27 protein-coding genes are annotated in these 26,240 nt (G+C 61.5%); 18 read left to right on the top strand and 9 right to left on the bottom strand.

The genetic code is table 11. The features are described 5' to 3' along the window. The first annotated feature begins 51 nt into the window (after positions 1–51). A complete protein-coding gene (locus tag HX786_RS28840; protein ID WP_003211603.1) occupies positions 52–942 on the top strand; it encodes a LysR family transcriptional regulator in 891 nt (296 codons plus the stop codon). On the opposite strand, the gene HX786_RS28845 is transcribed toward HX786_RS28840, so the two are convergent. The 4 genes from HX786_RS28845 to HX786_RS28860 form a co-directional block, all read right to left on the bottom strand. Beyond that, entirely contained in the window at positions 939–2,798 is a 1,860-nt protein-coding gene (locus tag HX786_RS28845; protein ID WP_178912939.1) for a DUF3857 domain-containing transglutaminase family protein, read from the bottom strand. The two genes, HX786_RS28840 and HX786_RS28845, sit on opposite strands and share 4 nt — an antisense overlap. A gap of 150 nt (positions 2,799–2,948) precedes the next feature. Beyond that, the gene (locus tag HX786_RS28850; protein WP_178912940.1) at positions 2,949–4,046 is read right to left on the bottom strand and encodes a DNA alkylation repair protein; all 1,098 of its coding nucleotides are present in this window, start codon (positions 4,044–4,046) and stop codon (positions 2,949–2,951) included. 50 nt (positions 4,047–4,096) lie between these two features. Then, complete coding sequence (locus tag HX786_RS28855; RefSeq protein WP_008435874.1) at positions 4,097–5,443, bottom strand: glutamine synthetase family protein; 1,347 nt, start codon at positions 5,441–5,443, stop codon at positions 4,097–4,099. A gap of 11 nt (positions 5,444–5,454) precedes the next feature. Beyond that, complete coding sequence (locus tag HX786_RS28860) at positions 5,455–6,012, bottom strand: helix-turn-helix domain-containing protein (RefSeq protein ID WP_003211595.1); 558 nt, start codon at positions 6,010–6,012, stop codon at positions 5,455–5,457. A 66-nt stretch (positions 6,013–6,078) separates the two neighbouring features. Here HX786_RS28860 and HX786_RS28865 point away from each other — a divergent pair, with 66 nt between their 5' ends. After that, positions 6,079–6,462, top strand: a complete 384-nt coding sequence (locus HX786_RS28865; protein WP_003211593.1) for a DUF4440 domain-containing protein — start codon at positions 6,079–6,081, stop codon at positions 6,460–6,462. An 11-nt stretch (positions 6,463–6,473) separates the two neighbouring features. On the opposite strand, the gene HX786_RS28870 is transcribed toward HX786_RS28865, so the two are convergent. Next, a complete protein-coding gene (locus HX786_RS28870) occupies positions 6,474–6,824 on the bottom strand; it encodes a LemA family protein (protein WP_087694086.1) in 351 nt (116 codons plus the stop codon). 160 nt (positions 6,825–6,984) lie between these two features. On the opposite strand from HX786_RS28870, the gene HX786_RS28875 reads away from it, so the two are divergent. Together HX786_RS28875 and HX786_RS28880 are read left to right on the top strand one after the other, a co-directional pair. Continuing rightward, positions 6,985–7,293, top strand: coding sequence for an RcnB family protein (locus HX786_RS28875; RefSeq protein WP_003211589.1), 309 nt, complete (start codon positions 6,985–6,987; stop codon positions 7,291–7,293). Positions 7,294–7,446: 153 nt separating this feature from the next. Beyond that, complete coding sequence (locus HX786_RS28880; protein ID WP_178912941.1) at positions 7,447–8,640, top strand: MFS transporter; 1,194 nt, start codon at positions 7,447–7,449, stop codon at positions 8,638–8,640. Positions 8,641–8,730: 90 nt separating this feature from the next. Here the strand turns inward: HX786_RS28880 and HX786_RS28885 are convergent, their stop codons facing one another. The 3 genes from HX786_RS28885 to HX786_RS28895 form a co-directional block, all read right to left on the bottom strand. Further along, the gene (locus HX786_RS28885; RefSeq protein WP_003211585.1) at positions 8,731–9,000 is read right to left on the bottom strand and encodes a DUF1652 domain-containing protein; all 270 of its coding nucleotides are present in this window, start codon (positions 8,998–9,000) and stop codon (positions 8,731–8,733) included. Positions 9,001–9,011: 11 nt separating this feature from the next. Further along, positions 9,012–9,263 (bottom strand): CsbD family protein, encoded by a 252-nt coding sequence (locus HX786_RS28890; RefSeq protein ID WP_003211583.1) that lies wholly within the window; start codon positions 9,261–9,263, stop codon positions 9,012–9,014. A 132-nt stretch (positions 9,264–9,395) separates the two neighbouring features. Then, a complete protein-coding gene (locus HX786_RS28895; RefSeq protein ID WP_003211582.1) occupies positions 9,396–10,892 on the bottom strand; it encodes a PAS domain S-box protein in 1,497 nt (498 codons plus the stop codon). 175 nt (positions 10,893–11,067) lie between these two features. On the opposite strand from HX786_RS28895, the gene HX786_RS28900 reads away from it, so the two are divergent. The 14 genes from HX786_RS28900 to HX786_RS28965 all read left to right on the top strand — a co-directional run bounded on the left by HX786_RS28900 (position 11,068) and on the right by HX786_RS28965 (position 25,398). Next, a complete protein-coding gene (locus HX786_RS28900; protein ID WP_177009748.1) occupies positions 11,068–12,036 on the top strand; it encodes a hypothetical protein in 969 nt (322 codons plus the stop codon). Positions 12,037–12,229: 193 nt separating this feature from the next. Next, entirely contained in the window at positions 12,230–13,033 is an 804-nt protein-coding gene (locus tag HX786_RS28905; RefSeq protein WP_178912942.1) for an AraC family transcriptional regulator, read from the top strand. A 133-nt stretch (positions 13,034–13,166) separates the two neighbouring features. Further along, positions 13,167–13,985, top strand: coding sequence for an ABC transporter ATP-binding protein (locus HX786_RS28910; protein ID WP_178912943.1), 819 nt, complete (start codon positions 13,167–13,169; stop codon positions 13,983–13,985). Beyond that, positions 13,982–14,746, top strand: a complete 765-nt coding sequence (locus HX786_RS28915; RefSeq protein WP_008435867.1) for an ABC transporter permease — start codon at positions 13,982–13,984, stop codon at positions 14,744–14,746. The genes HX786_RS28910 and HX786_RS28915 overlap by 4 nt, the downstream gene beginning before the upstream one ends. 25 nt (positions 14,747–14,771) lie before the next feature. Continuing rightward, positions 14,772–15,812, top strand: a complete 1,041-nt coding sequence (locus tag HX786_RS28920; RefSeq protein WP_102369372.1) for an ABC transporter substrate-binding protein — start codon at positions 14,772–14,774, stop codon at positions 15,810–15,812. Then, complete coding sequence (locus tag HX786_RS28925; RefSeq protein ID WP_178912944.1) at positions 15,809–16,693, top strand: PhzF family phenazine biosynthesis protein; 885 nt, start codon at positions 15,809–15,811, stop codon at positions 16,691–16,693. The genes HX786_RS28920 and HX786_RS28925 overlap by 4 nt, the downstream gene beginning before the upstream one ends. After that, positions 16,690–17,145 (top strand): RidA family protein, encoded by a 456-nt coding sequence (locus HX786_RS28930; RefSeq protein ID WP_102604868.1) that lies wholly within the window; start codon positions 16,690–16,692, stop codon positions 17,143–17,145. Before HX786_RS28925 ends, HX786_RS28930 begins: the two co-directional genes overlap by 4 nt. Positions 17,146–17,377: 232 nt before the next feature. Beyond that, a complete protein-coding gene (locus HX786_RS28935; RefSeq protein ID WP_023658938.1) occupies positions 17,378–17,998 on the top strand; it encodes a hypothetical protein in 621 nt (206 codons plus the stop codon). 22 nt (positions 17,999–18,020) lie between these two features. After that, a complete protein-coding gene (locus HX786_RS28940; protein ID WP_003211564.1) occupies positions 18,021–18,362 on the top strand; it encodes an FKBP-type peptidyl-prolyl cis-trans isomerase in 342 nt (113 codons plus the stop codon). 12 nt (positions 18,363–18,374) lie between these two features. After that, positions 18,375–18,977, top strand: coding sequence for a GNAT family N-acetyltransferase (locus tag HX786_RS28945; protein WP_134326880.1), 603 nt, complete (start codon positions 18,375–18,377; stop codon positions 18,975–18,977). A gap of 580 nt (positions 18,978–19,557) precedes the next feature. Then, positions 19,558–20,274: an MgtC/SapB family protein gene (locus HX786_RS28950; RefSeq protein ID WP_003211562.1), complete on the top strand. Its 717-nt coding sequence runs from the start codon at positions 19,558–19,560 to the stop codon at positions 20,272–20,274. Between the two features lie 293 nt (positions 20,275–20,567). Next, positions 20,568–21,194, top strand: a complete 627-nt coding sequence (locus tag HX786_RS28955; RefSeq protein ID WP_003211560.1) for a response regulator transcription factor — start codon at positions 20,568–20,570, stop codon at positions 21,192–21,194. A 1-nt stretch (position 21,195) separates the two neighbouring features. Beyond that, positions 21,196–24,831 carry a transporter substrate-binding domain-containing protein gene (locus HX786_RS28960; RefSeq protein ID WP_178912945.1) on the top strand — a complete coding sequence of 1,212 codons (3,636 nt, stop codon included), beginning with the start codon at positions 21,196–21,198 and terminating at the stop codon, positions 24,829–24,831. A 135-nt stretch (positions 24,832–24,966) separates the two neighbouring features. Continuing rightward, entirely contained in the window at positions 24,967–25,398 is a 432-nt protein-coding gene (locus HX786_RS28965) for a hypothetical protein (RefSeq protein ID WP_003211555.1), read from the top strand. Here HX786_RS28965 and dkgB read toward each other — a convergent pair. After that, a complete protein-coding gene (gene dkgB, locus HX786_RS28970; RefSeq protein ID WP_003211554.1) occupies positions 25,395–26,198 on the bottom strand; it encodes a 2,5-didehydrogluconate reductase DkgB in 804 nt (267 codons plus the stop codon). The two genes, HX786_RS28965 and dkgB, sit on opposite strands and share 4 nt — an antisense overlap. Between the last annotated feature and the right edge of the window lie 42 nt (positions 26,199–26,240).

Raw genomic sequence — 26,240 nt, forward strand, 5'->3', positions numbered from 1 at the left:
CTGCTGTGCGTTTTTAGACAACGCTGCTGTTCAGGGGAAGAAGGGGAAGGCATGTTCGACTGGAATGATCTGCGGTTCTTTCTTGAGTTACAGCGTAGCGGACGCTTGCTCACGGCGGCGCAACGCCTGAAAACCACCCACGCCACCGTGGCCCGGCACATCGAGGCCATCGAGAAAAGCCTGGGCACTGCGCTGTTCGTGCAGCACGCCCAGGGTTACGAACTCACGCCCTCCGGAGAAGCCCTGCTCAAACATGCCGAAGCCATGGAAAACGTGGCGCTGCTGGCCGAAGAAGAACTGACCCATTCCGCCGCGCCCCTGGGCAAGATCCGCCTGGGGGTGGCCGAGGGTTTGGGCGTGATGTTCCTGGCCAGTCGCATGGGCGGCCTGTTCGAACGCTACCCGGGCCTGGAAGTGGAACTGCTGGCAGTGCCACGGTTTGTCAGCATCCTCAACCGCGAAGCGGAAATCAGCATCCACCTCGAACGCCCCAGCGTCGACCAACTGGTGACCCGCAAACTCACCGACTACCGCCTGGCGCTCTACGCCAGCCGCAGCTACCTGGACCGCACACCGCCGATTGAAAAACGCGAGGACCTGGCGGTGCACGCCTGGATCGATTACGTCGATGATTTGCTGTTCAGCCAGGAACTGAAATTCCTCAGCAGTTTCTGCCGCAACCCCAAGGTGGTGTTCCACAGCACCAGCGTGATCGCCCAGCACCAGGCGGCGCGCTCGGGGTTGGGAATTGCCGTATTGCCGTGCTTCATGGCGGCGAGCGACCCGGACCTGGTGCCGCTGCTGCCGGCGGAGAGCATCCAGCGCAGCTACTGGATCAGCTCCCGGCGCGAGTTGCACAAGTCGGTAAGGTTGCGGGTGTTGTGGGATTACCTGGTGGAACTCTGCGCGCGGGAGCAAGGGGTTTTGCTGGGGGAGGGTTAGAGCTTCACCACCTGATGCACCTGCTCACCACAGGCACGGATCTCCTTGATCATCTTTTCAAACGGTGCGCTGACAATTTCATCGTGGGTCAGCCAGCGTATTTTCTGCGTCAGGACGTAGTGATAACGCCAGTCGCCCTTGACGCGCTCACCCGTCAGGTCCAGGTCGTACCACGGCGAGCGTACCTGGCAAGCCTTGATGTCCTTGTCGATCTGCCCACCCGACAGTGTGATGGTGTAATCCAGCGTCTCGGGGTTGCCTATGTACAAGTCGGCCAGTTGCCCATTGCGGCGGTAGTTGAGCAGACCGTCCCATTTCTCTTGCAGCAAGGCATCGTTGTAGATGTGGTCGTTGCCCAGCGGTTCCAGGGGCCGCATGTCCGTCAGCGTGGCGCTGACCTTGTAGCTGGCCGGGATCAGGAAGGCGGTGGCGGGGCGCTCGACCTGGCAGTCGGTGATCTGTTTGCCGAAGTTGTCGCAGATGTTCTGGTCGCTGGCGGTGGCGCCTTGCTGGCGGTCGGCGACGCTCAGTTGCATCAGCGGCATGCCGCGAAAATCAACGGTGGCCGAGACCCGGGCGGTGCCCTGGGCGTCGAAGCGCTCCTGTTTGTCGAGGATCAACGTGGGGGCGGCGGGCTGCAGCGGGATGTGTTCTTCACGTACCTGGCCCTCGGCGTTGGTCACCAGCACCCAGCGGTCCTGGATGTCGGGCAGGGTCTGGCCGGGGGCGAAGATCGGGTTGGTCGGGTCCAGCCACCACACCTGGCCATCGACTTCGGCGCGGACGATGGCGTGGTTCGGTGCGCCGGTGCCGGGAATCAGCAGCGGGTTAACCACATCGCCGCGGCTGACCCAGGCCGGTTCGGCCTTGATTCCGCTGGCCTTGAGCATGGCTGCCAGCAGCGTCGAAAGGTCTTTGCAGTCGCCGTAGCCGTGCTGTTCGATCTCCGCCAGGCTGAAGGGTACATAGCCGCGATCCGAGGCGCGCCAGTCGCCCAGGTAACGGTAGTGGTCGTTGATGTGCTGCATCAGGCCGGCCACCTGTTGTGCCGGTGGCAAGCCGCGAACGGCGGCCACGGCGGCGGCGCCCTGGGGCGGCAGCTTGGCGCCGAGGATCTGGTTGTAGCGTTCGGCAAAGCCGCCGAAGTACTGCTGGCGATCCAGGGAGCTGCCGACTTCGATACGCGGGGCGTGGCGTATGTAGGCGTTGGCGGATTCGTTGATATAGCTGAGGTAGGTCGGGGCCTTTTGCACCACGTCCAGGGTCTTGCGATTGGCTGATGGCGTAATGCTGAAATCCTCCATCAATTCGCTGCGCCACTCGATCGGCCGCTCGGCGGTGAAGCGTGCCTTGAAGTGGTCGCGCCGTGCGGCGTTGGGGCCGAACTGCAAGGCGTAGTAGAACTCGGTCATCAGCGGTTTGGCCGGGTGATGTTCGCGCACCGTGTAGCGGATTTGCGTGCCGACCCGCAGGTTGGGAAACGCCAGCGAGGTCTGTTTTTCCCGGGAAAAACCCTGGTCCGGGTTGGGGGCGGTGCGGGTGTCGATTTGCGTCGGGTCCAGGGGCACAGGTTTACCGCCGGGCTGGGTGGACTCGGCCTTGATCAGTTCGAAGCCGTCTTCTTCCTGGTAGCTGAAGTCGATCCGCGAGAGCATTTCGCGGCCGCTTGGCTTGAGGATGGTGTAGTGAAAGCGGGTAGTGCAGTCGACGCTGGCGTCGCGGTTGAAGTGGCAATGCAGCTCGGTGTCGCTGGCCAGCGGGGCTTCGGCCATTGGTTGCAGGGCGGCAAACGCGCTGTGACTGGCAAGCCCCCAGCTGATGCAGATCAGGGGACGGTAAAACGAAAAACGGAGCATGGGCGCCTCAGGTGGAACATTGACACAAGTACCCTAGGGGTACCGAGAAGGCGCCGGATGATAATGGATCGCAACACGAATGCCTAGCATTGTCCGACAATTAATTTCGCTGTAAGGCCCGATCTAGAGCCTTCGTTAATGTTTTAAGGATTATTTTTCGAGTTCAAACTCGACGCTGCCCAGCCGCTCACCGTTCACCAGCACGTGAACCGCATGCTTGCCGGGATAGTGCTTGCGCGTGGTCAATTCACGGATATGTTGGCCACGGCTGATGGCGTGATGTTCTCCGGCACCCAGGGTAAATGCCTTGAGCTTGAACACCTTGGACGCGCTGTGACCGGCGCTTTTCACATAGTCGATGGCGTAGTCGACCACCAGCTTTTGCGACGAATCGGCAGTGGACTCCAGGCTGAAGGACAGGTTGATCCGCTCCCCCAACTTGATCGCCGCCGGCTCGACCTTGAGTTGATGGATCTTCACTTCGGCCCTGGCCCCGGCGCCCATGATCGTCAGCGCCCGGGTGTTGCCTTGCTTGATCAGGCTGCGCAGCGCGTGGCGGGCGATCCACGCGGTGTGGGGGTTATCCAGGGACCAGCCTTCGATCAGACCCAGCACCCAATCCGGATGGTCCTTGGTGATGTCGTTGAGGTGGTTGGCCACCGACTTGCGCACGTAGAGGCTGCTGTCGGCCTTGAGATTGTCGAGGATCGAAGCGCACAGGTTCGGATCGGCCTGCACCTCGGCCAGGCGAAACGACCATGGCAGCCGTGGCCGTGAACCTTCGCTGGCGAGGCGCCGCACGTGTTCGTTGTCATCCAGCGACCATTGCTGCATTACGGCCAGGGTGCGCTTGAAATCCCTCAGCAGGAAATGCCGTACGGCAAACTCGGCGGAGCCGAAGGTGGTGAAATACTTGAGGGCAGCCATGGAGCGCTTGAAATCATCGCCGCCGTAGCTGGCAACGTAGTGGGGCAGGAACAGGCTGACAAAGGCGCTGTTCAGCCGAGGGGCAAGGGCATACAGCAACTTCAGGGTTTGCGGATAATCCAGCGGGATCACAGCGTTCAGGCTTTCGCTGACCCGCGCCATGCGCTGCATCACCGACAGGTCTGCCAACCCGGCCTTGGCGTGTTTGAGAAAACCCTTGGCGTCGAACGCCGGGTACACCGCGGTCATTTCGTTGGCGATGTGTTGCAGGCGTTCGGCGTTGAAGATTTCCTTCAGGGCCGGGGCGCTTTGGTCGGTCATGGGCAAGTCCGCGGTTAGCCAGAGATGCCCACGAGGCTAACCATCAGTGCCTAGAGATACCAGCGATATTCCCGCGCATGAATTTCCTGCTGGAATGCCAGGTGGTCCTGGCGTTTGTTTTCGCAATACACGTCGACAAACTCCGCGCCCAGGCCTTCGCGCAACGTCGGCTGATGCTGCATGGCGCGCACCGCCTCCAGCATTTCCAGGGGGAAGTCCGCGCCGCTGTTGCGGTCTTCGTTCAGCGGGGCGATGGGCTCCTTCGCTGCTTCAAGACCATGCTCAAGCCCCACCAGAATCGCCGCCAATACCAGATACGGGTTGGCATCGGCACTCGCCAGGCGATGTTCGATGCGCAGGTTGCGCGGGTCGGATTCAGGGATTCGCACGCACGCGTCACGGTCTTCAAAGCCCCAGCACGCGCGGGTTGCCGCGTTGACCGTGCCACCAAGGCGGCGGAAGGCGTTGTGGTTGGGCGAGAAGATCGGCATGCAGTGCGGCAGCAGTTCCAGGCAACCCGCCACCGCGTGGCGCAACGGTTGCTGCTGGTGGGCCGCCAGCAGGTTATTGCCCGCCGCATCGTACAGGCTGACGTGCACATGCATGCCGCTGCCGGGGTGTTGCAGGTAAGGCTTGGCCATGAAGCTGGCGCGATAGCCGTGCTTGAGGGCCACGCCACGGGTGCTGCGGCAGAACAGGGCGGCCCAGTCGGCGGCGCGCAGGCCGTCTTCCAGGTGGCCGAAATTGATTTCGAACTGGCCGGGGCCGAGTTCGGCGGTGATCACCGTGATGTCGATGCCCTGGGCCTTGGCCGTCTCGACCATATCGTCCAACACCGGCGCAAAGCGTGACAGGCGCTCGATGTGCAAGTTGGGCTGGTCGTCCGCGTCATCACTCAGCGGGTCGCGGGCAAATTGCGGCAGGCCGTCGCTGAGCTTTTTGTCGAACAGGTAGAACTCCAGCTCGAACGCGACCACCGGGTGAATGCCTTTGCGCTGCAGGCGTTCCAGCACCTTGGCCAGTACTTCCCGGGGTTCGAATTCGATGGGCGCTTCGGTGCCGTCGGAGGTGATCAACATCTGCCCCAGCGGCTGCGCCTCCCAGCTCACCGGCTTGAGGGTGCCGGGCACCAGGCGGCGGTTGGCGTCCGGGTCGCCGTCGTGGAAGCAGTAGTCGCCGATCTTGAACAGGCCGCCCTGGGCACCCAGCAGCACCGCGTTCTGCGGCAGTTTCAACGGGCTGCCGGCGGCGACCTTTTCCAGCATCTCCACCGGGTAGCGCTTGCCGTAGAAATGCCCGGGAATGTCCAGGGCAATCAGGTCGACGTAGCGCACATCGGGATGGTTCTGGCGAAAGGTCCGGACTTCGGCCAAAAGCGTGGAAGCATGGCTTTTCACGGGTGTTGCTCCTAGTTGTAGACCCACAGCACGCGGGCTGGCAGGTCGGTCAGGTTGCCGTAGCGGCAGTGGGCAAAACTGGCCAGGTGGAAGCTGTCGCCGGGGCCCAGGGTGACCGAGTCCGGCTCGCCCTCGACCCACAGCGTCAACTCGCCCTCCAGCACGTAACCGGCCTGTTCGGCACGGTCGCTCATGGTTTGTTCGCCGCTGTTGGCACCGGGGGCCAGCAGGCTGTCGAGGATCGAGAACGCGCCGTGCATGCTCGGCGACACCAGGATGTCGGTGATGCCATTGGCGTAATACACCGTGCGCCGTTCGTTGGGGCGGGTGACCCAGTCCACCGCCTTGGGTTTGGACAGGCTGTAGAAATAGGTGGTGGGCACACCGAGCGCGTGGCTGATGGCCGTGAGGTCGGCCACGGTCGGGCGCGACAGGCCGCGTTCAACCTGGGACAGGAAACCCACGGAACGCTCGATCTTTTGCGCCAGTTGCGCCAGGGTGAGCTTCTTGTGCTTGCGCAGGTCGTGGATCAGGATCGCCAGGGCGTCGAGTTCTTCTTGCTTGTCCATGGGCGCTTCGTGAAATTCTTATCAGGAAATTTCATGAAAAATTACAGGATTAATTTCACGAGGGCAATGGGTATGGAGTTGGCAGAGCATTTACGCCGCCTGGAACAGGAGCTGCACCAATGCACCACCCGTGCAGATGCGGCGCGGTTGTCGGTGCTGCTGGCGGATGATTTCGTCGAATTTGGTGCCAGTGGCAATGTGTGGGGCAGCAAGGCCGAGGTGATCGAAGGGCTGCAGGATGAGGTGTTTTCAGTCCGTAGCATCAGTGACTTTGCAATGAAGGTGCTGGCCGAAGGCGTGGCGTTGGTGACGTATCGCTGCCAGCGCGCGGCGACGGATGCAAATGCGGCGGGGGAGTCGTTGCGCAGTTCGGTGTGGCGCGAAAGCGGCGGGCAGTGGCAGATGGTGTTTCATCAGGGCACGCCAACACGTCAGCGTGCACCTGTGTAAGCGCCGGCAGGTCAGGCCGTACGCTTGGCCTCGAACCCCGACAGGCTGACATCATCACGATGCCCGAGCAGCTCGGCCACCACCGAGGTCGGCGACTTGTGCTTGTAGGTGTTGTAGTTGTTGACCGAGTCGTGGAAGAGCTGGCGGGTGAACGCGACACGGCTTTCCAGGCTGGCGATTTCTGCGGTGGGTGACGAGGCATTTTGCGCCGCCGCCAATTGTTGTTCGGCCTCCTTGAATTGGCCGAAGGCTTTTTTGCAGCGATCGAGCAGGGCCACCAGTTCCCTGTAGGTGCCGAACACGTAGAGCGCGAGCAAGGTGACAACGGTCACGAAAATGATGATGACGTGGGTACCAGTCATTGGAATTCCTGAGCGGCTGGAAAAAGGAACCAATCTTATCTGATTAATCGCCGGCCCGGTCGCTGGCCGCCCATCCATCTGCCGCTCCCATCACGGCGCTGAATGATTCCACGCCGCTGCGGTCGGAATCTTTACGCGTCATTCATTGAAGGAAGTGCCCATGAAGTCCAAATCCCTTGTTGCCTGCCTGCTGGTTGCCGCGAGCCTGTCCGCCGCGAGTCTCACCGTCCAGGCCGCGGATACCCCGCAAAAAACCGTGCAGCCTTCGAATATCAATACCCGCGACCTCAAGACGGGAGACCGCGCGCCAGACATTCTGATGCGTAAGGAGTCGGCCATTGCCGACTGGAAGAAACGTGGTCTGAAGCAGCCGGAAGAAGACAGCCAGTGGGCCCGAGTGAACGACAAGTACGTATTGCTCAAAACCACCAACGGCACGATTCTCGACATCACGCCCGTTAAAAAATAAAGCGTTCGGCGGGATGGGTGATCACGCTTCATCCCGCTGGATTTGATTTTTGCATAAATGCATAAGCCAGCATTTTTTTCTTCTTGTTTTGCGTTAAGGTACGTCCGCTGCGGGCCGCAATGGTCCCTTTACCTTGATTGGAATGAGAGCAGGATGCTTGCCACAATAAGAAATTACCCGCGTACCGTGAACCTGTTGTTGTCGGCCACGCTGATCCTCACCCTGGCCAAGGCCATCACCTTTCCGTACCTGGTGATCTACCTCACCAACCACTTTGCCCTCGACATCAGCCAGGTCGGCCTGGTGATCGGCAGCTCGTTGATCGTCGGCTCGCTGCTGAGTGTCTACGGCGGTTTCCTGGTAGACCGCATCAACAGCTACAGGCTATTGCTCAGCTTGAGTGTGGTGTTTGCCCTGGGGTTTATCGGCACGGTGTTGGCCCGGGAAATCTGGTCGTTCTACAGTTGTCTGATCCTGATCAACCTGGCGTACGCGGTGATCGACATCGCGATCAAGTCCGGGTTTGCCAGCCTGTTGCCGGAAGATGAGCGCAGCGAAGCGTTTTCCATCAAGTACACCCTGACCAATATCGGCTATGCCGTAGGGCCGTTTTTTGGCGCGATGGTGGCCAAGCTCGATATCAGCTTGCCGTTTATCCTGTCGGCGGTCCTGGGCTTCGGTTTTTTCCTGCTGTACTGGCGTTGGGGCGACCGCACGCTGGCCACGGTAGACACCACGCAAAAGCCGGTGTCGTTCCTCGCGGTGGGGCGTGTATTGCTGCGGGATCACCGACTGGTGTGCTTCACCGTCGGCGGCCTGCTCAGTGCCGTGGTGTTCGGCCAGTTCACCGCGTACCTGTCGCAGTACCTGGTGACCACCACTACCGCCGAATACACCTACACCATCATCAGCGCGGTACTCACCACCAACGCGATGTTGGTGATTGCCCTGCAATACGCGATTGGCCGGCGCATTTCCCACCGCTACCTGAGCCAGTGGCTGATCTTCGGCCTGGGCATGTTCATGCTGGGGGTGATTGGCTTTGCCCTGGCGAGCAACGTGTGGTGGTGGATCCTGGCGATGGCGATTTTCACCGTGGGCGAAATCGTGGTGTTTCCGGCCGAGTACATGTTCATCGACCGCATCGCCCCGGACAACCTGCGGGGCATGTACTACGGGGCGCAAAACCTCTCCAACCTCGGTGCTGCCCTGGGGCCGGTGCTGTGCGGGCTGGTGCTGGCCAACCTGCCGGCCCACTACATGTTCTACATGTTGGCAGCGTTCATTGTCGGGGGAGGGGTGTTCTATTTTATCGGGGCGTCGTTGAAAGCCCGCGACCTACTGTAGGAGCACGCTTGCTCGCGAAGGTCGTTAACGATAACGCGCCACGCCTGAATGAACGCGGTGCCCGGGCGTTTTTCGCGAGCAAGCCCGCTCCTACAAAGGGCGCAGCGGCAGGTCATCCAGCCTGAGTTTACCGACGGTGTTGCTCTGCAATTCGTACCGCAACTCGTCGACCATCTTTTCCACTTCCTGCGGGGTCTGCAGCTTGTTGACGCTGATCCCGGTGACCACCAAATCCACCCGGCCGCTTTCGGCGTCGAAGACCTTGAGCGTCAACGACGCGTCACGGCACAGGGTGAATTCGCAGGTCAGGGGCGACAGGGCCTCTTCGATGCAGTTGCGCAGTTGGGAGAGCGTAAACATCAGGGTTCTCCTCAGCGACGACGCAGCAACAGGCCCAGCAGCAGGCCGACACCGGCGACGATCGCAACCGTTGCCAGGGGTTTTTGCTTGGCGAAATCGCCAACGGTGTCCAGCGCGTCACCGTAGGTTTGCTGCAACTGGCCAGCGGCCTGGCGAGCTACACCCTCGGCCTGGAGACGTTCGTCACCGGTCAGATCACCCAGAAAACCTTGAGCCTTGCCGGCCACTTTTTCCACGGCGCCTTTGACTTGTTCGCTTTTCATGATGGATTCCTTAAAGGGCATGACATCTCAACGGCACAGGACCCTAAGCCCTATGCCCACCCTTCAAGGTTAAGCAGTGCACCCCCGCGCAATAAGGCGAATTTGCACCGGTCGCACTAGTGCATTTGCACTCTATTTCGGCTTTTTAACCCGCAACTCACCGGCAAACAGCCCGCGCTCACGGGCCCACACGATGGCTGCACTACGGCTATGCACCCCCAGTTTGGAGTACACCGTGGCCACATGGTTACGCACGGTGTTGGGTGCCAGTTTCAGGCGCGAAGCGATTTCCTTGTCGGCCAGGCCTTCGCAAATCAACCCCAGTACGTCGCGCTCGCGGGCGGTCAGGTCGGTAAAGGAAATGTTCGGTACATTGGGGCTGTTGACGCTCTTGGCGTTGGCCAGTTTTTCAATCAGCGTCTGGCTGAACCATGAGGCGTCCTGCATCACTTCCTCGATCGCGGCCACCAGTTCCAGCTCGGAGCGCTTGCGTTCGGTGATGTTCATCAGCACCAGCAGGTAGCAGGGCACATCCTGGATACTGACGGTGTCGGCAGACAGCACACAGTCGATCAGCTCATTGCCTTTCTTGCGAATCTTCAGGTCGAGGCCGTCGAGGTTGCCGGCTTTTTCCAGGGTGGTGAACAGTTGCGTGCAGGCCTGGGGGCTGTCGATAAAGTCGATGTCTTCGATGGATTTGCCGATCAGTTCTTCACTGGTATAGCCGGTGATGGTCATGAAGGCTTCGTTGATATCCACCACCTGGCGGTTGGCGGCGTTGCACACCAGGGTCGGCACCGGCGTCAGGCGGAACGACTTGGCGAAGCGTTCCTCGCTCTGACGCAGGGCGGTTTCGGCCTTGCGGCGAGGCTCCAGGTCGGTGAAGGAAAACAGCATGCAGTCTTCCTCATTCATGTCCAGCGGCTGGCCGGCCACGATCACCAGTTTGCTGCCGCCTTCGGGCAGTTTCAGTTCGGCTTGCATCTGTGGAATGGTCGCGCCTTCGCCCAGGCGCTTGACGGCCAGGTCCTTGTTTTCGGCCTGTTCCAGCACGTCCAGTTCATACACCGAGTGGCCGATCACCTGGTCGCGGTTGTAGCCGGTCATCTCCAGGAAGCCCTGGTTGACCTTGATGTAGCGCAGGTCGCTCAGGCGGCAAATCACCGCCGGCGCCGGGTTGGCATTGAAGGTCTTTTCGAAGCGCTGTTCGGCGCTGGCCCATTCGGTGGCGTCGCTTAGGATCAACACCAGCAATTCCGGCTCGCCCGACGCGTCGTCGAGCACCAGGCTGCGCAGGCGATGCACCCAGACTTTTTCCTCGTCGCCGGTGGGGGTGACTTCCACCACCACATCGCTGAACTCTTCACCGTCTGCCACCCGGCTCAGAGGATAATTCTCCAGCACCAACGGGTGGTTGTTGCGATACCGCAAGGCAAAGCGCGCGGCGTATTCCTTGGTGTTGGCACCCAGGTCTTCGACTTTATCCACGCCATGCATCAGCAGCGCGGCTTCATTGGCCCAGAGTATGGTCTGGTCGGCCTCGGCGAGGATCACCCCATCGGACAAGCCGGAGATGATCTGCTGCAGTTGGCGGCGGTTGGTTTCTTTGGCGAGGACGGCCTGGCTCATGGTTTCTCCTGGGGTAAGTCGCATGGGAAGTACGACACCTGAGGCTCAGGATAGTGCAGAGAAAGTGCCCGGCGCGGGGTGCGAATGCACCAGTGCGCCTAGTGCAATTGTGTCGAGACCGCAGGGCAGGCGCCTCGCCAAACTGGCCACCTACCCACTGTTCAAAGGATTTAACATGACCACTGTCTATGAAACCAACCGTTCGCTGTTTCGTGTGTCCTGGGGCTCGGTATTGGCCGGTAGTGCAATTGCCCTGGTGACCTATCTGGTATTGAGCGTACTTGGCACCGCGATTGGCGCCAGCGCGGTAGACCCGATGGCCGCGGGTAACCCGCTGAGCGGCTTCGGCACCGGTGCCGGGATCTGGCTGTTTGTCTCGACGCTGCTGGCAATCGGTGCCGGTGCATTCGTGGCCGGGCGCACCGCGCCGGATCGCGGCGGCCTGCACGGCGTGCTGAGCTGGACCATCACCACCTTGCTCACCACCTGGCTGCTGGCCGCGCTGGCCACCAGCGTTGTGGGAGCGGCGGGCAATGTCGTCGGCAAGGGCCTGTCGGCTGCCGGCAGCGGGATCGCCGCCGTGGCGCCGGGTATCAGCGACAGCGTCAAGCAGCAACTGAATGAGCAGGGCATCAAGCTGGACTGGAACAGCCTGCAAGGTCAGCTCGACACACTGCTCAAGCAGAGCGGCAAACCTGAACTGGACCCGGCCAACGTTGAGCAAAAAGCCGATCAGGCGGCTGCGGACGGCAAGCAGTCGGCCAACGATGCCGCGACCAACCCAGCCCAGGCTGGTGATGAATTGAAGCAGTGGTTCGAGCGGGTCAAGGCTTCCGGTGAGCCGGCGTTGAACGCGGCGGACAAGCAGGCACTGGTCAACATTGTTGCGGCCCGTACCGGCAAGAGCCAGGCTGAGGCCACCCAGATTGTCGACAACTACGCCCAGGCCTACCAGCAGGCCGTGCAGAAGGTCGACGAACTGAAGCAACAGGCTGAACAGAAAGCCCGTGAAGCCGGTGAAGTCGCGGCCAAGCAACTGTCCCGTGCTGCGTGGAGCACCTTGTTGATGTTGCTGCTGGGCGCAGCGTTGAGCTTCGGTGTGGGTCGCCTGGCGATTTCCACCCGTCGTGTACCGTTGGCCTGATCATGACCTGAGGTGATCTATGTGGCGAGGGAGCTTGCTCCCGCTGGGCTGCGAAGCGGCCCCAAAAAGAGGGGCGCGCTACGCACTGGAGCGCCAGCCCGGTCCAGCGGGAGCAAGCTCCCTCGCCACAATGCTTCGCTGGCACCAAACATGCTAGTGTCAGCACTCCAACATCCACTGGCAGTGCCTGGCGATGCGCGACATCTACAGCGTCTTCAACTCCAACGGCGCCTATGAAACCGGGGCCCATGCCCACGACGAATTCATGCTGATGGTGCCCGAGCACGGCCTGTTGCGTTTCAAGGATGAAGAAAGCGGGCGCACCACCTCGGTGATCGACCGCCAGTTCGTACTGGTGCCGCCGCAATCCAGCCATTCCTCCTCGTCACTCACCGCCAGCCAGGGCCACGTGGCGTTCTACGTCGACCCCGACTACATGCACTACGCCTTGCGTGACCTGTCCGGTGACGCCAACCGCTTGCTGCGCGTGCCCACCCTGGGCATCTGGCAAATCTCCGCGCCGTTGCACCATCTGCTCCTGGCAAAAAAAGCCTTCAGCCAACCCGACCTGTACATCGACCGCCGCCGCCAGGTGGCCCAGGCCGATCACCTGCTGCTGCTCGAATGCCTGGCGATTTCCCTCAGCCAGCCGAGTCTGCAACGCTCATCTACCGAGCGCCACGGCGCCATGCTGGTGCGTGACGTCAAGGCGTACGTGGAAGGCAACCTCGAACATGCGCCGGGGCTGGATGAAATCGCCGAGACGTTTCACATGTCGCGCCGCCATCTGACCCGGCTGTTCGCGCTGCACACCGGCGAGACGGTGCTGGCGTACGTCCAGCGCCTGCGCCTGGAGCGCGCGCAGACGTTGTTGCGGCACACCCGCATGTCGGTGCTGGAGATCGCCAATAACGTCGGTTATGAGTCACCGTCACACCTGGCCCATGTGTTTCGCCGGGTGCTGGGCGTGTCGCCGGATGAGTGGCGCCGCGGCTGATACCGCCTCAACTTTTTTGATGTCCCGATCCCGCGCATGATCCGGCCCGATCCCGTGCGCCGCAAATCCGTCATCCGTTCATCCTCACCCCGTCAACAACAAACAAGTTCGGCCTACCGGACGAGGAGGGGCGGTGAGTGCAAAACCCTTTATCAACTTCGCAGGGGTGCAAAAAAGCTTCAAAGTCGAGGGCCGCCAGTTTGTGGCCGTACGCAACGTATCGCTTGAAGTTCAGCGGGGCGAAATCATCACCCTGGTCGGCCCTTCGGGGTGCGGCAAGTCCACCTTGCTCAACATGACCGCCGGGCTCTTCGGCCCCACGGAGGGCCAGGTGCATTACGACGGCGCCGAGGTCAAGGGCGTCAACACCCGTGTCGGCTACATGACCCAGGCCGACCACTTGCTGCCGTGGCGCACCGTGGCCGGCAACATCGCCGTGCCGCTGCAAATCCGCCGCATGCCCAAGTCTCAAATCGACAGCCGCGTCGAGGAGCTGATGGCGCTGGTGGGCCTCACCGGTTTTGGCGAAAGCTACCCCAACCAGCTTTCCGGCGGCATGCGCAAACGCGCGGCCATGGCGCGCTTGATGGCCAGCGACCCGGAAACCCTGCTGATGGACGAACCCTTCGGCGCCCTTGATGCGCAGATGCGCCTGACCCTGCAGACCGAACTCTTGCGCCTGTGCCGCAAGCTCAACAAGACTGTGCTGTTCGTCACCCACGATGTCGATGAAGCCATCGCGCTGGCGGACCGCTGCGTGGTGTTCGCCGGTCGCCCGGGCACCATCGACCATGTGCTCGATATTCCCCTGGGCGGTGAACGCAACCTGGTGCAATTGCGCTCTGACCCACGCTACGTGGAACTCTGCGCCGCCCTCTGGAAACGCTTGGCGCCCGACGTCGCCGGTGCTGCCGATCCCGCCTCATTGGCTCACTCGCTGGAGGTCGTATGATCCAGGTCTATCGCTTGCTGTTCCTGATTTTCCTGCTGGTGTTCTGGGAGTGTGTGTCCCGCTGGTTCGGCGTGGAATTTTTCATTAGCCGGCCTTCGGCGGTGGCGCAAAGCCTGTGGAAAATCCTCATGAACGGGGTGTTCTTCTATCACGCCGGCATCACCACCCTGGAAGCCGTGCTGGGCTTCTTCTTCGGCTCCCTCGCAGGCTTGATCGCCGGTTTGGTGCTGGGCCGCGCCAAGCTGCTGGCGGATATTCTCGACCCGTTCCTGACCGCCTTCTACAGCTTGCCGAAAGTCGCGCTGGCGCCACTGTTCATCCTCTGGTTCGGCATCGGCTTGCCGATGAAAGTCATCCTGACCGCGGCCGTGGTGTTCTTCCTGGTGTTCCTCAACACCTACAGCGGCGTGCGCAACGTGTCCCGCGAGCAACTGACCATCCTGCGCCTGATGGGCGCCAAGGAGCGCGACCTGCTGACCATGGTGGTCATCCCGTCCGCTTTCACCTGGGTATTCACCGGCCTGCGCCTGTCGGTGCCCTATGCGCTGATCGGCGCGCTGGTGGGCGAGATCATCGCCGCCAACCGGGGCCTGGGCTACCTGCTCTCGGATGCAGCCTCGCAGTTCGATACCGCCGGTGTATTTGCCGCACTGGTGGGGATCATCGCCCTCGCGCTGATCCTGAACACGGCGGTGAAGCTGGCCGAACGCAAGTTGATGCCGTGGAAGGCCAACGAAGCGGAACGTGAAGTTGCGGTTTAACCCCTTATTTTTGCGGAGCTTGATCATGTTCAAACCACTGTTCATCGCCAGCGTTTTACTCGCCTCATGCCTGCCCGCCGCGCAGGCCCGGGACCTGACCAAAGTCACCCTGGCGTTCCCCAGCGAAGGCTTCCTCTATGTGCCGATTTACGTCGCGCAGAAGCAAGGCTACTTCGCCGATGAAGGCCTGAATGTGGACGTCATCGTATTCCAGAAAGGCGGCTCGGCAGCACTCACCGCCGTGCTGGGGCGTGATGCGGATGCTTACGTCGGCCTGCCCGCCGTCGCGGTGCGCGCCCGCACCAAAGGCCAGAATGTCCAGGCGTTCGCCGCCGTGCAAACCCAGTTCGGCAGCACCGTGGTGATCGACGGTGCCTCGGCGCAAAAGGCCGGCGTGTCGGCCACCTCATCCCTGGCCGCCCGTGCCCAGGCCCTCAAGGGCTTGAAGATCGGCGTCACCGGCCCTGGCAGCACCACCGACATGCTGGTGCGCTACCTGGCCAAGGATGCGGGGCTCAACCCGGACAAAGACTTCACCATCATGCCCATCGGCGGCGCGCCAAACATGCTCGCGGCGTTTTCCCAGGGCAGCATCAACGGCTTCTCGCTGTCGCCACCCACCATCACTACCGCCGAGAAGCAAGGCGGCTTTGTGTTGATGGACCTGGCCAAGGGCGAATACAAACCCCTGGACGGCTTCCTCTTCACTGCGATGATTGCCCGTGAAGACTGGCTGGCCAGCAACAAGGTCACGGCCGAAAAAATGGTCCGCGCCCTGTGGCGTGCCGAACACCTGATTGCCAGCGACCCGGACAAGGCCCGCGAGTCGGTGCGCCCGTATTTCGCCCACACCGACGCCGCCATCTTCAATGCTGCCTGGACCGCTTCGCTGCCGTCCTACCCGGCCACGCCGCGCATCGAGAAAGACGGCGTTGAGAAAAACATCCGCTTCATGAACGCTGTGGAGAGCGACCCGGTCGAACTCGACCCGCAGCAGGTCTACACCAACTCCATCGTCGACGCCGTGGCGCCGACTGTTTCCACCCTTCAGGGAGAGGCGAAATGACGCCCGAGGTTCACCTGGTCAATGTTTTTCCCGCCACCGTCCGTGGCGGCAACCCCGCGCCAACCGTGGCCGTCGCCGATGGCATGAGCGATGCCGACATGCAGCAGGTCGCCCGCGACTATGGCCATGAGTGCGGCTTCGTGTTCGCCGCACCGGTTGGCAGCGAGTTCGATTTTGCCTTGCGCTTCTGGGTGCCCAACCACGAGATGGAAATGTGCGGCCACGCCACCGTGGGAGCGGTGTGGCTGCTGGATCGGTTGGGCATGCTGCACAAGGACCGCCTGACGTTATCGACCCTGAGCGGTCCGGTGGATGCGCGGATCACCGCTGCGGGCACCCCGGATATCCAGGTGGAAATCAGCCAGCCCAAGGGCCAGGTCGAGGCGTTGAACGATGCCGAAGTCGAGGCCGAGATTCTGTCGGTACTCGGCATCACTTCCAACGAACTGGCACCGCTGCCGATCCAGAACGCTTGCACCAGCCGGGTGAAAACCCTGATCGCGCTGAAAAGCGTGGCGGTACTGGATAGCCTGAAACCGGATTACCGGCGGATGCAGCAACTGTGCGAGCGCATCGGCTCCACCGGTTTGTACCCCTATGCGCCATCGGATCTGGACGGGCGACAGTTTGATGCGCGGCAGTTTCCCAAGTCCTCGGGTTACCCGGAAGACGCCGCCACCGGCATCGCGGCTGCCGCGTTGGCGTTTGGCTTGTTGGAGAATGGCCTGGTGACGGCAGATGATCGCCCAGTGCACATCCGCCAGGGCCGGGCCATGGGCCGACCTTCGCAAATCTCCCTGCGGTTTCGCCGGGATGAAGCGGGGCAGGTGCAAGGTTGCTGGCTGGGTGGGCATGTGGAATTTGTCGAGGAACCGGCATGAGCGTGCGCGAAAAACTGCAAGCCCTCGGGCTGGAATTACCCGAGGCGCCGAGCCCCAAGGGAGACTACGTGCCAGTGACGATTCATGGAGGCGTGGCGTATGTCAGCGGGCAGGTTTGTCGGCAGGGTGACAGCGTGATTACCGGGCCGGTGACGGACCAGACCTCTACGGAGTTGGTCAACGAAGCAGGGCAGACCTGTGTGCTGCGGGCCTTGAGCGTGCTGGACCAGGCGGTAGGGCTGGAGAACGTCGAGCGCATCCTGTTCGTTCGCGGATTTGTGTTTGGCGGGGAAGGTTTCCAGGGCTTCTCCAAGGTGGTCGACGGCGCCTCGCAACTGTTGATTGAGCTGTTTGGCGAGCACGGCCGGCATGCGCGTTCGGCGGTGGGCGTGGCGGGATTACCCAGTAACGGCCTGCTGGAACTGGAACTGACGGCGGTCGTCACTGCCTGAACCACCCACCAAAATGTGGCGAGGGAGCTTGCTCCCGCTGGGCTGCGCAGCAGCCCCAAAACCGATGATCGCAGTGCCTCGGGCATACCGCGTCAACCGGTCCGGGAGCGCTTCGCACTCCAGCGGGAGCAAGCTCCCTCGCCACAAGATTCGTGTTGCTTTCACCTCTGCAGGAACCCCGGCGAACGAGTAAACTGCCCGCCTTTTATTCTCACGACGAGACGGTGAGCTTTTGAACGCAGGAAAAACCGCAGGGCTGTTGCTGCTCACCGCCTTATTGGCGGGATGCGGCACCTCGCCACCCCGCACCCCCAACGACATCTGCGGCATCTTCCGCGAAAAAGACGATTGGTACGACGCCGCCAAGGTGACCCAGGCGCGCTGGGGCGTGCCGATCCAGGTGCCGTTCGCGATCATGTATCAGGAATCGGGCTTCCGGCAGGACGCCAAGACCCCACGCAAGTACCTGCTGTGGATCATCCCCTGGGGCCGTGTGTCTACGGCCTCCGGCTACGCCCAGGCCAAGGATGAAGTGTGGAGCGACTACCAGAAAAGCACCGGACGCTACGGCGCCAGCCGGCAGGACTTTGACGACGCCATCGACTTTGTCGGCTGGTACATGGACAAGACCTACACCATCAACGGCGTATACAAATACGATGCCTACGGCCAGTACCTGAATTACCACGAAGGTTGGGGCGGTTACCGGCAGCGTACCTACGCGAGCAAAGCCTGGCTGATGCCGGTGGCGGGGAAGGTGCAGGCGCGTTCGCAGATGTATGCGGCGCAATATGCGGGCTGCAAGAATGATCTGGGGCGTGGGTTCTGGAGCCGGTTCTGGCATTGGCTGTGACTTTGGATAGCGGGAGAGCACGATGAGCACCGAACTGGAAATCACCGACATCCGCCTCGGCGACGGCAAAACCGTGGTCAAAGGCGCCCTGATCACCACGCAATACACCGGCACTCTGGAAGACGGCACGGTGTTCGACTCCTCATGGGAACGCGGCAAGCCGTTTCAATGCGTGATCGGCACCGGTCGCGTGATCAAGGGCTGGGACCAGGGTCTGATGGGCATGAAAGTTGGCGGCATTCGCACGTTGTTCGTGCCGGCGCACCTGGCCTACGGCGAGCGCTCGATGGGGGCGCATATCACGCCCAACAGTAATTTGCGGTTTGAGATTGAGTTGCTGGAAGTACTGACGCGGGATGATTGAGGGGCGGTGAACATGGATGTTGTTGAAGCAGGGGAGTTGCCGCGCAGTTCGATAGCGGGCATTCGGGTGGTTGAGCTGACCCTTGAGGATGAAGCCGAGCTGCAGCGCTTTTTCGAAGCAGCCCCGGAATATTTTCTCGCGGTCAACGGTGAGCCAGCCACACCCACGGAGGCTCGGGATGAGTTGACTCTTGAACTGCCCGACACCTGGAGCTACACGCGGATGTATTGGATTGGCTACCGCAATGCCGAAGGGCAGTTGGTTGCGGTGGTGAATGTGGCGTCGGATCTGTTGGCGGTCGGGGTTTGGCATATCGGGTTGCTGTTGGTGGCCACGCCGTTGCATGGCAGCGGTTTTGCGCGGCAGTTGCATGCCGATTTCCAGGATTGGGTAGTGAGCCTGGGCGCACGCTGGTTGCGGTTGACGGTGGTGGTGGGGAACGTCAAGGCTGAGCGGTTCTGGCCCCGGCTTGGGTATGTTCAGGTGCGGACTCGGGATGGCATCGAGATGGGGCGGCAGGTGAATCGGGTTTCCATTCAGGTGAAGGCGTTGGCGGGTGGGGCGATCAATGAGTATTTGGCGCTGGTGGAGCGTGATCGACCGTCTTCTGCGTAGCAGCTGTCGAGCCTGGGAGAGGCTGCGTTCGGCGACTCGGTGGAGTGTCTGGCTTGATGATCGCAGTGTGGCCGACGCAGCCTCGCTTGGGCTCGACAGCTGCTACGGGGGGGAGAGCTGCGCAGTGGTGCGTACCTGAACCCTCCCTGAAGAACCTGCCCAAACCCATCGGGTAAATTTTCCTACGGTTTACTCTCATTAATTCGGAGCGTAAGCTTCGCGCGTTTTCATCAATAGCGGAGACCCTCAGTGGGTACTTGTTCGAGTGACAGTCGTCGGCCGGTCTCGATAACCGGCACATACTTGGCAAGATAACGCGCATTTTTCCGATGCCGTTGTCTCGCCCAGAAGCGAGAAGCGGCATTTCGATGGCGGCCAGTCCTGGCCCGATTCCGAATTCCCTCTCATCGACGCTAACAGTACGTGATGCCTTGCATCGCGGTACTGCGGACGCGCCTGTCGTTTGCGACGGGCGGGCCTGTCCTGTCGTGCCCGTGACTCAATCACGGCCCAGGATGGTCGTACCTGGCCGAAGGTTTCCTCGCGTAAGTTTGGCTGGTAATGAATAGGGAAGACGCCTATGCAAGCAATCAACAACATCAACCTCAACTCGCTGATCGACACGCTGGTCAGCCTCACCGCGGCCTTCATTCTCGGTGGCCTGATCGGGTTTGAGCGTCAGTACCGCCAGCGCACGGCGGGGCTGCGCACCAACGTGCTGGTGGCGGTGGGAGCGGCGATTTTCGTCGACATGGCCAACCGCCTGGGCGGCGCCGAAGGGGCGGTGCGGGTCGTGGCCTATGTGGTCTCGGGCATCGGTTTTCTCGGTGCCGGTGTGATCATGCGTGAAGAAGGCAACGTGCGCGGCCTGAATACTGCGGCCACGCTCTGGGCGTCGGCGGCGGTGGGTGCCTGTGCCGGTGCCGACCTGATCCTCGAAGCGCTGCTCGGTACACTGTTTGTGCTGGCGGCCAACACGCTGCTGCGCCCGATCGTCAATAACATCAACCGCCAGCCACTGGACGTGGTGTCGGCCGAGGTGACCAACATTCTGTATGTGGTGGCCCGGCGTACCCAGCAGAAGGCGGTATTGGCCTTGCTCGAAGCCGAACTTGCTCGCTGCAACTACCCGGCCAGTGATGTGGACGTACGTCCCTTTGGTCCTGAAGAGGTGGAAATCGAGGCGACGCTGGCCGTGACCTCGGTAGACGGTGACGAACTGGATGCGCTGGTGGCCCGTATTTCCACTTCAGCCCTCGTGGTGCAAGCGTTCTGGAGTCCGAGTACCACCGACTAGGCCGCCTTGGCGCCCCCGGGACCGGCTCTTTACTATGCTTATGGTGAGGAAAAGTCCTACATACAGCTGGGACTATCCCTTCAGTTGTTACGCCGTTCCATTGGTAAGGTTGCGCGCTTGCGACTAGCCAGGCACGCAGGTGCCGCCTACCTAGGGTTATGCGCTGTTCAAATGGAGGGACCCGACTGCTGCTTGTAGGACTGTTCAGTTCCGTTCGTCGGAACTGTCATTTCTCACAGGTAGATAGGTCCCGTGTGATGTGTAACGGTACTGAATCCTCCCAGGGGAGCCTTATGAGCAAAGCTTTAATCGTGGATGACCATCCATTTATCCGCGCAACCGTCCGCTATCTGCTGAAGCAGGAAGGCTTCGACACGATCTTCGAGGCCGGCAACGGCGCCGATGCCATGCAGATTGCCCGGGAGGAACGCCCCGAACTGATCATCCTCGACCTGGCGATGCCGAAGCTGGGTGGCCTGGAGGTGATCAGCCGGATCAAGGCGCTGGGCCTGCCGTGCAAGATCCTGGTGCTGACGTCCTACCTGGCGGTGTTTTTTTCCACCCGCTGCATGCGTGCAGGCGCGATGGGGTTTGTCGCCAAGACCGGCGAGCTGGATGAGCTGCAAAAAGCGATCAAGGCCGTAATGTCCAACTACAGCTGCTTTCCGAGCCTGCCCACCAGCTCGGTGCGCCGCGACGATTTGCAATCCACCGAGCAGGACCTGGTGGCAGAGCTTTCCGACCGCGAGCTGACCGTACTGCAGAAGCTGGCGCTGGGGTTGGGTAACAAGGAAATTGCCGAGGACATGTTGCTCAGCCACAAGACCATCAGCACTTATAAAACCCGACTGAAGGAGAAGCTGCGGATGTCGTCGGTGGTGCATTTGTCCAAGTTCGCCCAGCGCAATCATCTGATCTGAAATGATCAACTTTCGGGTCCTGTGGCTCAGCGCAAGTGTGCTGCTGGGCGCGCTCTGCACACAAGGCCTGGCGCTTGGCGAGCCACGCACCCTGTATCTGTTGGGGCATTCCGTCATTGAAACGCCCGCCGTACAGCTGCATGAAACGCAGTGGAGCTGGTTGCGCGAACGGCGCCGGTTGGTGATGGGGGTCTCTGGGCCCGACTACGCACCATTCGAGTTGAGCACCAGCGATGAACTTGAGGGGATTACGGCGGATTACGCGTCGCTGATCGCCGATGCGCTGAACATCACGATAGAAGTGCGCCGCTACGACAATCGCGATGAAGTCATCACCGCGCTCAAGCGTGGCGAGGTGGATTTTGTGGGATCTGCCAACGGCTACGAAGCGGCAGACCCGCAGCTGGTGCTCTCGCGCTCCTATGCCATGGATCAACCGACCCTGGTCACCCGCACGGGTGACAGCCAGGGCCTGAGCAGCGACCTGGCCGATAAACGTGTGGCGATGTTTTATCACTACATGCAGCCTGACGCGGTGCAGGCGTTTTACCCCAATGCCCGGATCCAGCTGTTCCCTTCAACCTTCGAGGCCATCGGCGCGGTTGCGTTCGGCCATGCAGATGTTTACCTCGGCGATGCAATCAGCACCAACTACCTGATCAACAGGAACCACCTGAACAACGTCCGCATGGCCGACTTCTCGTCACTTGAGGTCAATCCCTTCGCGTTTGCATTTTCCCGGGACAACGCGCGCTTGCTGTCGATCATCAATGCGGCACTGGCGGTGATCCCGGTCAGCGAGCAGATGGAAATCCTGCGGCGCTGGAGTGCCGGCAACCTGGGGTTCCTGGGGGCGGACCGGCTGCGCTTGAGTGCCAGTGAACAGCGTTGGCTGGACAAGAACCCGAGGATCAAGGTCGCGGTACTCGACAAGTTTCTGCCGGTTTCATTTATCGACAAGCAGGGCGCGTTCGAAGGGTTGAGCGCCGAGGTGCTGGCCCGCATCAGCTTGCGCACGGGATTGAAGTTTGACTTCATTCCCGGCACCTCGATGCTCCGGCAAATCGACAGGGTCAACACCGGTGGTGCAGACATGATCGCGGTGGTCACCCCCAGCGTCGAGCGCACGGACAAGGTACGCATTACCCGGCCTTACCTGACCAATCCGTTTGTGTTGGTCAGTCGCATTGATGACGGCAGCCCCCTTACCCTGGAAGACATGGCCGGCAAGCGCCTGGCGCTGATTGGCAGCAATAGCCTGCAGGAGGGCATCGCCCAGGACTATCCGAGCATCAAGTTCGTGGACGTCGAGAACCCCGAGCACGGCATGGAGCTGGTGGCCGATGGCGGTGCCGATGCCGCCGTCAATACCTTGATCAGCGCCCGCTACATGATTGCCCGCGAGTACCGTGACCGGTTGCGGATCACCAGCACGGTCGGGTCCGAGCCGGCCCGTATAGCCTTTGGCGTCAACCGCAGCCAACTGGAGTTGTATTCGATCCTCGACAAGGCGCTGCTGAGTATTACGCCCCAGGAAATGGACGAATTGGCTGGCCACTGGCGTAGCGAGGTATTGGTTGAAGACAGCTACTGGGCGCGGCACCGCAATTCGATTATTCAAGGTTTCAGCCTGGCGGCGCTGCTGTTGCTGATCACCCTCGGCTGGGCGATTTATCTGCGTCAGCTGATACGCAAGCGCGTCGAGGCCGAACGGGCGCTGAGTGATCAGATGCGCTTTATGGGCGTGCTGATCGACGGCACGCCCCATCCGATTTATGTGCGTGATCGCCTGGGCCGGCTGATGGCGTGCAATAGCGCTTACCTTGATGTGTTCGGTTTCAAGCTGGAGGACGTGACCGGTAAAACCGTGGTCGAGACCGACACCGGCAATCGCCCCCAGGCCGAGTCTTTTCATCAGGATTACCTGCGCTTGATGGAGCGGGGCGAGCCACAGATCCAGGACCGCGTGCTCAAGGTGCCGGGCGGTGCGGTCCTGACCATCTACCACTGGATGCTGCCGTACCGCGACGGTAATGAGCAGGTGGTGGGCATGATCGCCGGCTGGGTGGATGTCAGCGAAAGGCAGCAACTGCTCGGCCAGTTGCAGGAGGCCAAGGAGGATGCCGACGCGGCCAACCGCGCCAAGACCACGTTTCTCGCGACCATGAGCCATGAAATCCGCACGCCCATGAACGCCGTGATCGGCATGATCGAACTGGCCCTGAAAGCCGCCGAGCAGAACCGGGCCGACCGCGATGCGCTGGAGGTGGCCGCCGATGCGTCGCGGGGCATGCTGGAATTGATCGGCGATATCCTCGATATCGCGCGTATAGAATCGGGCCACCTGTCCCTGACCCTCGAGCCTTCGAACCTGCACGAGTTGCTGGCGTCGGTGGCGCGGGTTTTCGAGGGGCTGGCGCGGGCCAGGGGCCTGGTACTGCAGGTGGAGCTCGACCCGCTGATTGATCGGTACGTGCTGGTGGACCCGATGCGCTTCAAGCAAGTGGTGTCGAACCTTTTGAGCAACGCGATCAAGTTCACCCCTCACGGCCGGGTGCGGCTTGGCGCGTCCGGCTCGTCGGCGATTGCCAGCGGCTACTTGAACCTCAGGCTGTGGGTGGAAGACACCGGCATTGGCATCAGTGTCGAAGACCAGAAGCGCCTGTTCAACCCGTTTATCCAGGGCAGCAACACTGCGCAATCGGCGCGCAGCGGTTCGGGCCTGGGCCTGGTCATCAGCCGCAACCTGTGCGAGATGATGGGGGGACAATTGCAATTGAGCAGCCTGCTGGGGCAGGGCACTCGGGTGGATGTCACCCTGGAGCTGGCAGTCGCCGACAGCACGCTGATGCCGCCCGTACCGGTTGCCGTGGAAACTCCGCCGGCCCACGCGCTGAACATTCTGGTGGTGGATGACTACCCGGCCAACCGGCTGCTGCTGGCCCGGCAATTGAGCTTCCTGGGGCACCGGATCACCACCGCCGAAGATGGCGTCGAGGGGCTTGAGTTGTGGCTGTCCGGGCATTTTGACGGGGTGATTACCGACTGCAATATGCCGTTCAAGGACGGTTATGAGTTGGCGCGGGATATCCGCACCCTTGAGGGCGAGCGTGGCCTGGCGCCGTGCCTGTTGCTGGGGTTTACCGCCAACGCCCAGCCCGAGGAAGCCGAGCGCTGCCGGCAGGCGGGCATGGATGGCTGCCTGTTCAAACCCACCGGGCTTGAGGATTTGCATGCGGCCCTGGCGCGGCGCACGGCCACACCTTCGGTGGCGCCCGGCACCACGGATGAGCTGGCGGCAGGCTTTGACTTGAGCCACCTTGAGAAACTGACCGGCGGGGATATCGACGCGGTGAAGGAGCTGCTGGCGCCCTTGCTCGACAGCCTTGAGGCAGACCATGGGCAGCTGGTGAACCTGCAACGCAAGGCAGACTTTGCCGGCCTGCATGACCTGGCCCATCGCACCAAGGGCGGGGCAAAGATGGTCAAGGCCCATGCACTGATGGTTTGCTGCGAGGTATTGGAAAGCGTTTGTGAACGTCAGGCCCGCGACGAATTGGCCAGTGCCGTCGATGGCATGGATGAAGCGCTCGCGCACCTGCACCACGCGCTGTCGGGGTATTGCAATCAGACTTGACCGGTGCGGAGGGGTATTGAGCTGTTTGGGACAACTCCTACGTGAAGGTGGAACAAGCCTTATTTAGTCTTCGGAATATGTCTGGAAAATAGTGCGTCCAGTCCTTCACGAGCGCTTCTTGCTCAGGTGTTCGCCATGCCAAACAAAGCACTGACCCTCCTGATCGCCGATGAACAGCATCTGCAACGACTGTACATCGAAAAAATGCTCAACCAACTGGGCTACTACCGCATCGTTCCGGTGCAGACGTTCGAAGAAGTGCGGATCCTCACGGCGATTCCGGCCAGGCCGTTCGATGTGCTGATCATCAACGCCGGGCTGGCAGACAGCGACGGCGGGGTGCTGGCCTTCCAGGAACAGCACCCGCAGATTCGCCATGTGCTGGTCTACGATATCCGCGAACTGGGCACGCCGGCCGCCGCACCAACCCTGCTGGTGCGCCTGCCGGGTACGCCGGACAGCATCAACCTTGAACACTTCATGGACATCATCGACCCGCCGTCAGCCACCGACGGGTTGCGGGTGTTGCCGTGGCTGCGGGAGTTGTCCGGCAGCCCTGCGGCTTAGTCCCAGTTCGGCGCGATGCCTTTGGGGCTGGTCAGCCGATGGCCACGCTCCAGGGCGGCGATCTGCGCCATGTCAGCGTCACTCAGGGTCAGGTCCAGAGCCTTGAGATTGCTGGCCAGGTTGGCGCGCTTGGTCGAGGACGGGATCACCGCGTAGCCCAGTTGCATGGCCCACGCCAGGGTCACTTGCGCCGGGGTTGCCTGATGACGTTCGGCGATCTGCTGGATCACTGGGTCCTTCAGCACTTCGCCGTAGGCCAGGGTCATGTAGGAAGTGATCTGGATGCCATGGGCCTTGGCAAACTCCGCCACGGTGCGGTTTTGCAGGTACGGGTGCAGTTCCACCTGGTTGGTCGCGATGTGCTCGGCACCGACGGCGGCAATTGCCTGCTTCATCAGGTCGACGGTGAAGTTGGAAATACCGATCTGGCGGGTCAGGCCCTGGCGCTTGGCTTCCAGCAACTGGCCCATGAACTCGGCGACCGGTACCTGGTCTTCCGGCGATGGCCAGTGGATCAGGGTCAGGTCCAGGTAGTCGGTCTGGAGTTTGCGCAGGCTTTCCTTGAGGCTGGGAATCAGCTGGCCTTCGGCGAAGTTGGCGATCCAGATCTTGCTGGTGATGAACAGCTCGTCCCGTGGGATGCCGCTGTCGGCGATGGCCTGGCCGACGTCGGCTTCGTTTTCGTAGATTTGTGCGGTGTCGATGACGCGATAGCCCAGCTCCAGGCCGGTGCTGACGGAGTCGATGACGACCTGGCCTTGCAGGCGGAACGTGCCGAGGCCGAATGCGGGAATGGACATGAGTGACTCCTGAAGTGGTGTGGACAATGGAGTCGAGTATCG

Source organism: Pseudomonas sp. 21615526 (assembly GCF_013386245.1).
Lineage (GTDB): Bacteria > Pseudomonadota > Gammaproteobacteria > Pseudomonadales > Pseudomonadaceae > Aquipseudomonas.

Excerpts from the sequence above, each read along its gene's own strand:
- HX786_RS28840 (WP_003211603.1), top strand. The coding sequence starts at position 52 with ATGTTCGACTGGAATGATCTGCGGTTCTTTCTTGAGTTACAGCGTAGC.
- HX786_RS28845 (WP_178912939.1), bottom strand. The coding sequence starts at position 2,798 with ATGCTCCGTTTTTCGTTTTACCGTCCCCTGATCTGCATCAGCTGGGGG.
- HX786_RS28850 (WP_178912940.1), bottom strand. The coding sequence starts at position 4,046 with ATGACCGACCAAAGCGCCCCGGCCCTGAAGGAAATCTTCAACGCCGAA.
- HX786_RS28860 (WP_003211595.1), bottom strand. The coding sequence starts at position 6,012 with ATGGACAAGCAAGAAGAACTCGACGCCCTGGCGATCCTGATCCACGAC.
- HX786_RS28865 (WP_003211593.1), top strand. The coding sequence starts at position 6,079 with ATGGGTATGGAGTTGGCAGAGCATTTACGCCGCCTGGAACAGGAGCTG.
- HX786_RS28870 (WP_087694086.1), bottom strand. The coding sequence starts at position 6,824 with ATGACTGGTACCCACGTCATCATCATTTTCGTGACCGTTGTCACCTTG.
- HX786_RS28875 (WP_003211589.1), top strand. The coding sequence starts at position 6,985 with ATGAAGTCCAAATCCCTTGTTGCCTGCCTGCTGGTTGCCGCGAGCCTG.
- HX786_RS28880 (WP_178912941.1), top strand. The coding sequence starts at position 7,447 with ATGCTTGCCACAATAAGAAATTACCCGCGTACCGTGAACCTGTTGTTG.
- HX786_RS28885 (WP_003211585.1), bottom strand. The coding sequence starts at position 9,000 with ATGTTTACGCTCTCCCAACTGCGCAACTGCATCGAAGAGGCCCTGTCG.
- HX786_RS28890 (WP_003211583.1), bottom strand. The coding sequence starts at position 9,263 with ATGAAAAGCGAACAAGTCAAAGGCGCCGTGGAAAAAGTGGCCGGCAAG.
- HX786_RS28895 (WP_003211582.1), bottom strand. The coding sequence starts at position 10,892 with ATGAGCCAGGCCGTCCTCGCCAAAGAAACCAACCGCCGCCAACTGCAG.
- HX786_RS28900 (WP_177009748.1), top strand. The coding sequence starts at position 11,068 with ATGACCACTGTCTATGAAACCAACCGTTCGCTGTTTCGTGTGTCCTGG.
- HX786_RS28905 (WP_178912942.1), top strand. The coding sequence starts at position 12,230 with ATGCGCGACATCTACAGCGTCTTCAACTCCAACGGCGCCTATGAAACC.
- HX786_RS28915 (WP_008435867.1), top strand. The coding sequence starts at position 13,982 with ATGATCCAGGTCTATCGCTTGCTGTTCCTGATTTTCCTGCTGGTGTTC.
- HX786_RS28920 (WP_102369372.1), top strand. The coding sequence starts at position 14,772 with ATGTTCAAACCACTGTTCATCGCCAGCGTTTTACTCGCCTCATGCCTG.
- HX786_RS28925 (WP_178912944.1), top strand. The coding sequence starts at position 15,809 with ATGACGCCCGAGGTTCACCTGGTCAATGTTTTTCCCGCCACCGTCCGT.
- HX786_RS28930 (WP_102604868.1), top strand. The coding sequence starts at position 16,690 with ATGAGCGTGCGCGAAAAACTGCAAGCCCTCGGGCTGGAATTACCCGAG.
- HX786_RS28940 (WP_003211564.1), top strand. The coding sequence starts at position 18,021 with ATGAGCACCGAACTGGAAATCACCGACATCCGCCTCGGCGACGGCAAA.
- HX786_RS28945 (WP_134326880.1), top strand. The coding sequence starts at position 18,375 with ATGGATGTTGTTGAAGCAGGGGAGTTGCCGCGCAGTTCGATAGCGGGC.
- HX786_RS28950 (WP_003211562.1), top strand. The coding sequence starts at position 19,558 with ATGCAAGCAATCAACAACATCAACCTCAACTCGCTGATCGACACGCTG.
- HX786_RS28955 (WP_003211560.1), top strand. The coding sequence starts at position 20,568 with ATGAGCAAAGCTTTAATCGTGGATGACCATCCATTTATCCGCGCAACC.
- HX786_RS28960 (WP_178912945.1), top strand. The coding sequence starts at position 21,196 with ATGATCAACTTTCGGGTCCTGTGGCTCAGCGCAAGTGTGCTGCTGGGC.
- HX786_RS28965 (WP_003211555.1), top strand. The coding sequence starts at position 24,967 with ATGCCAAACAAAGCACTGACCCTCCTGATCGCCGATGAACAGCATCTG.
- dkgB (WP_003211554.1), bottom strand. The coding sequence starts at position 26,198 with ATGTCCATTCCCGCATTCGGCCTCGGCACGTTCCGCCTGCAAGGCCAG.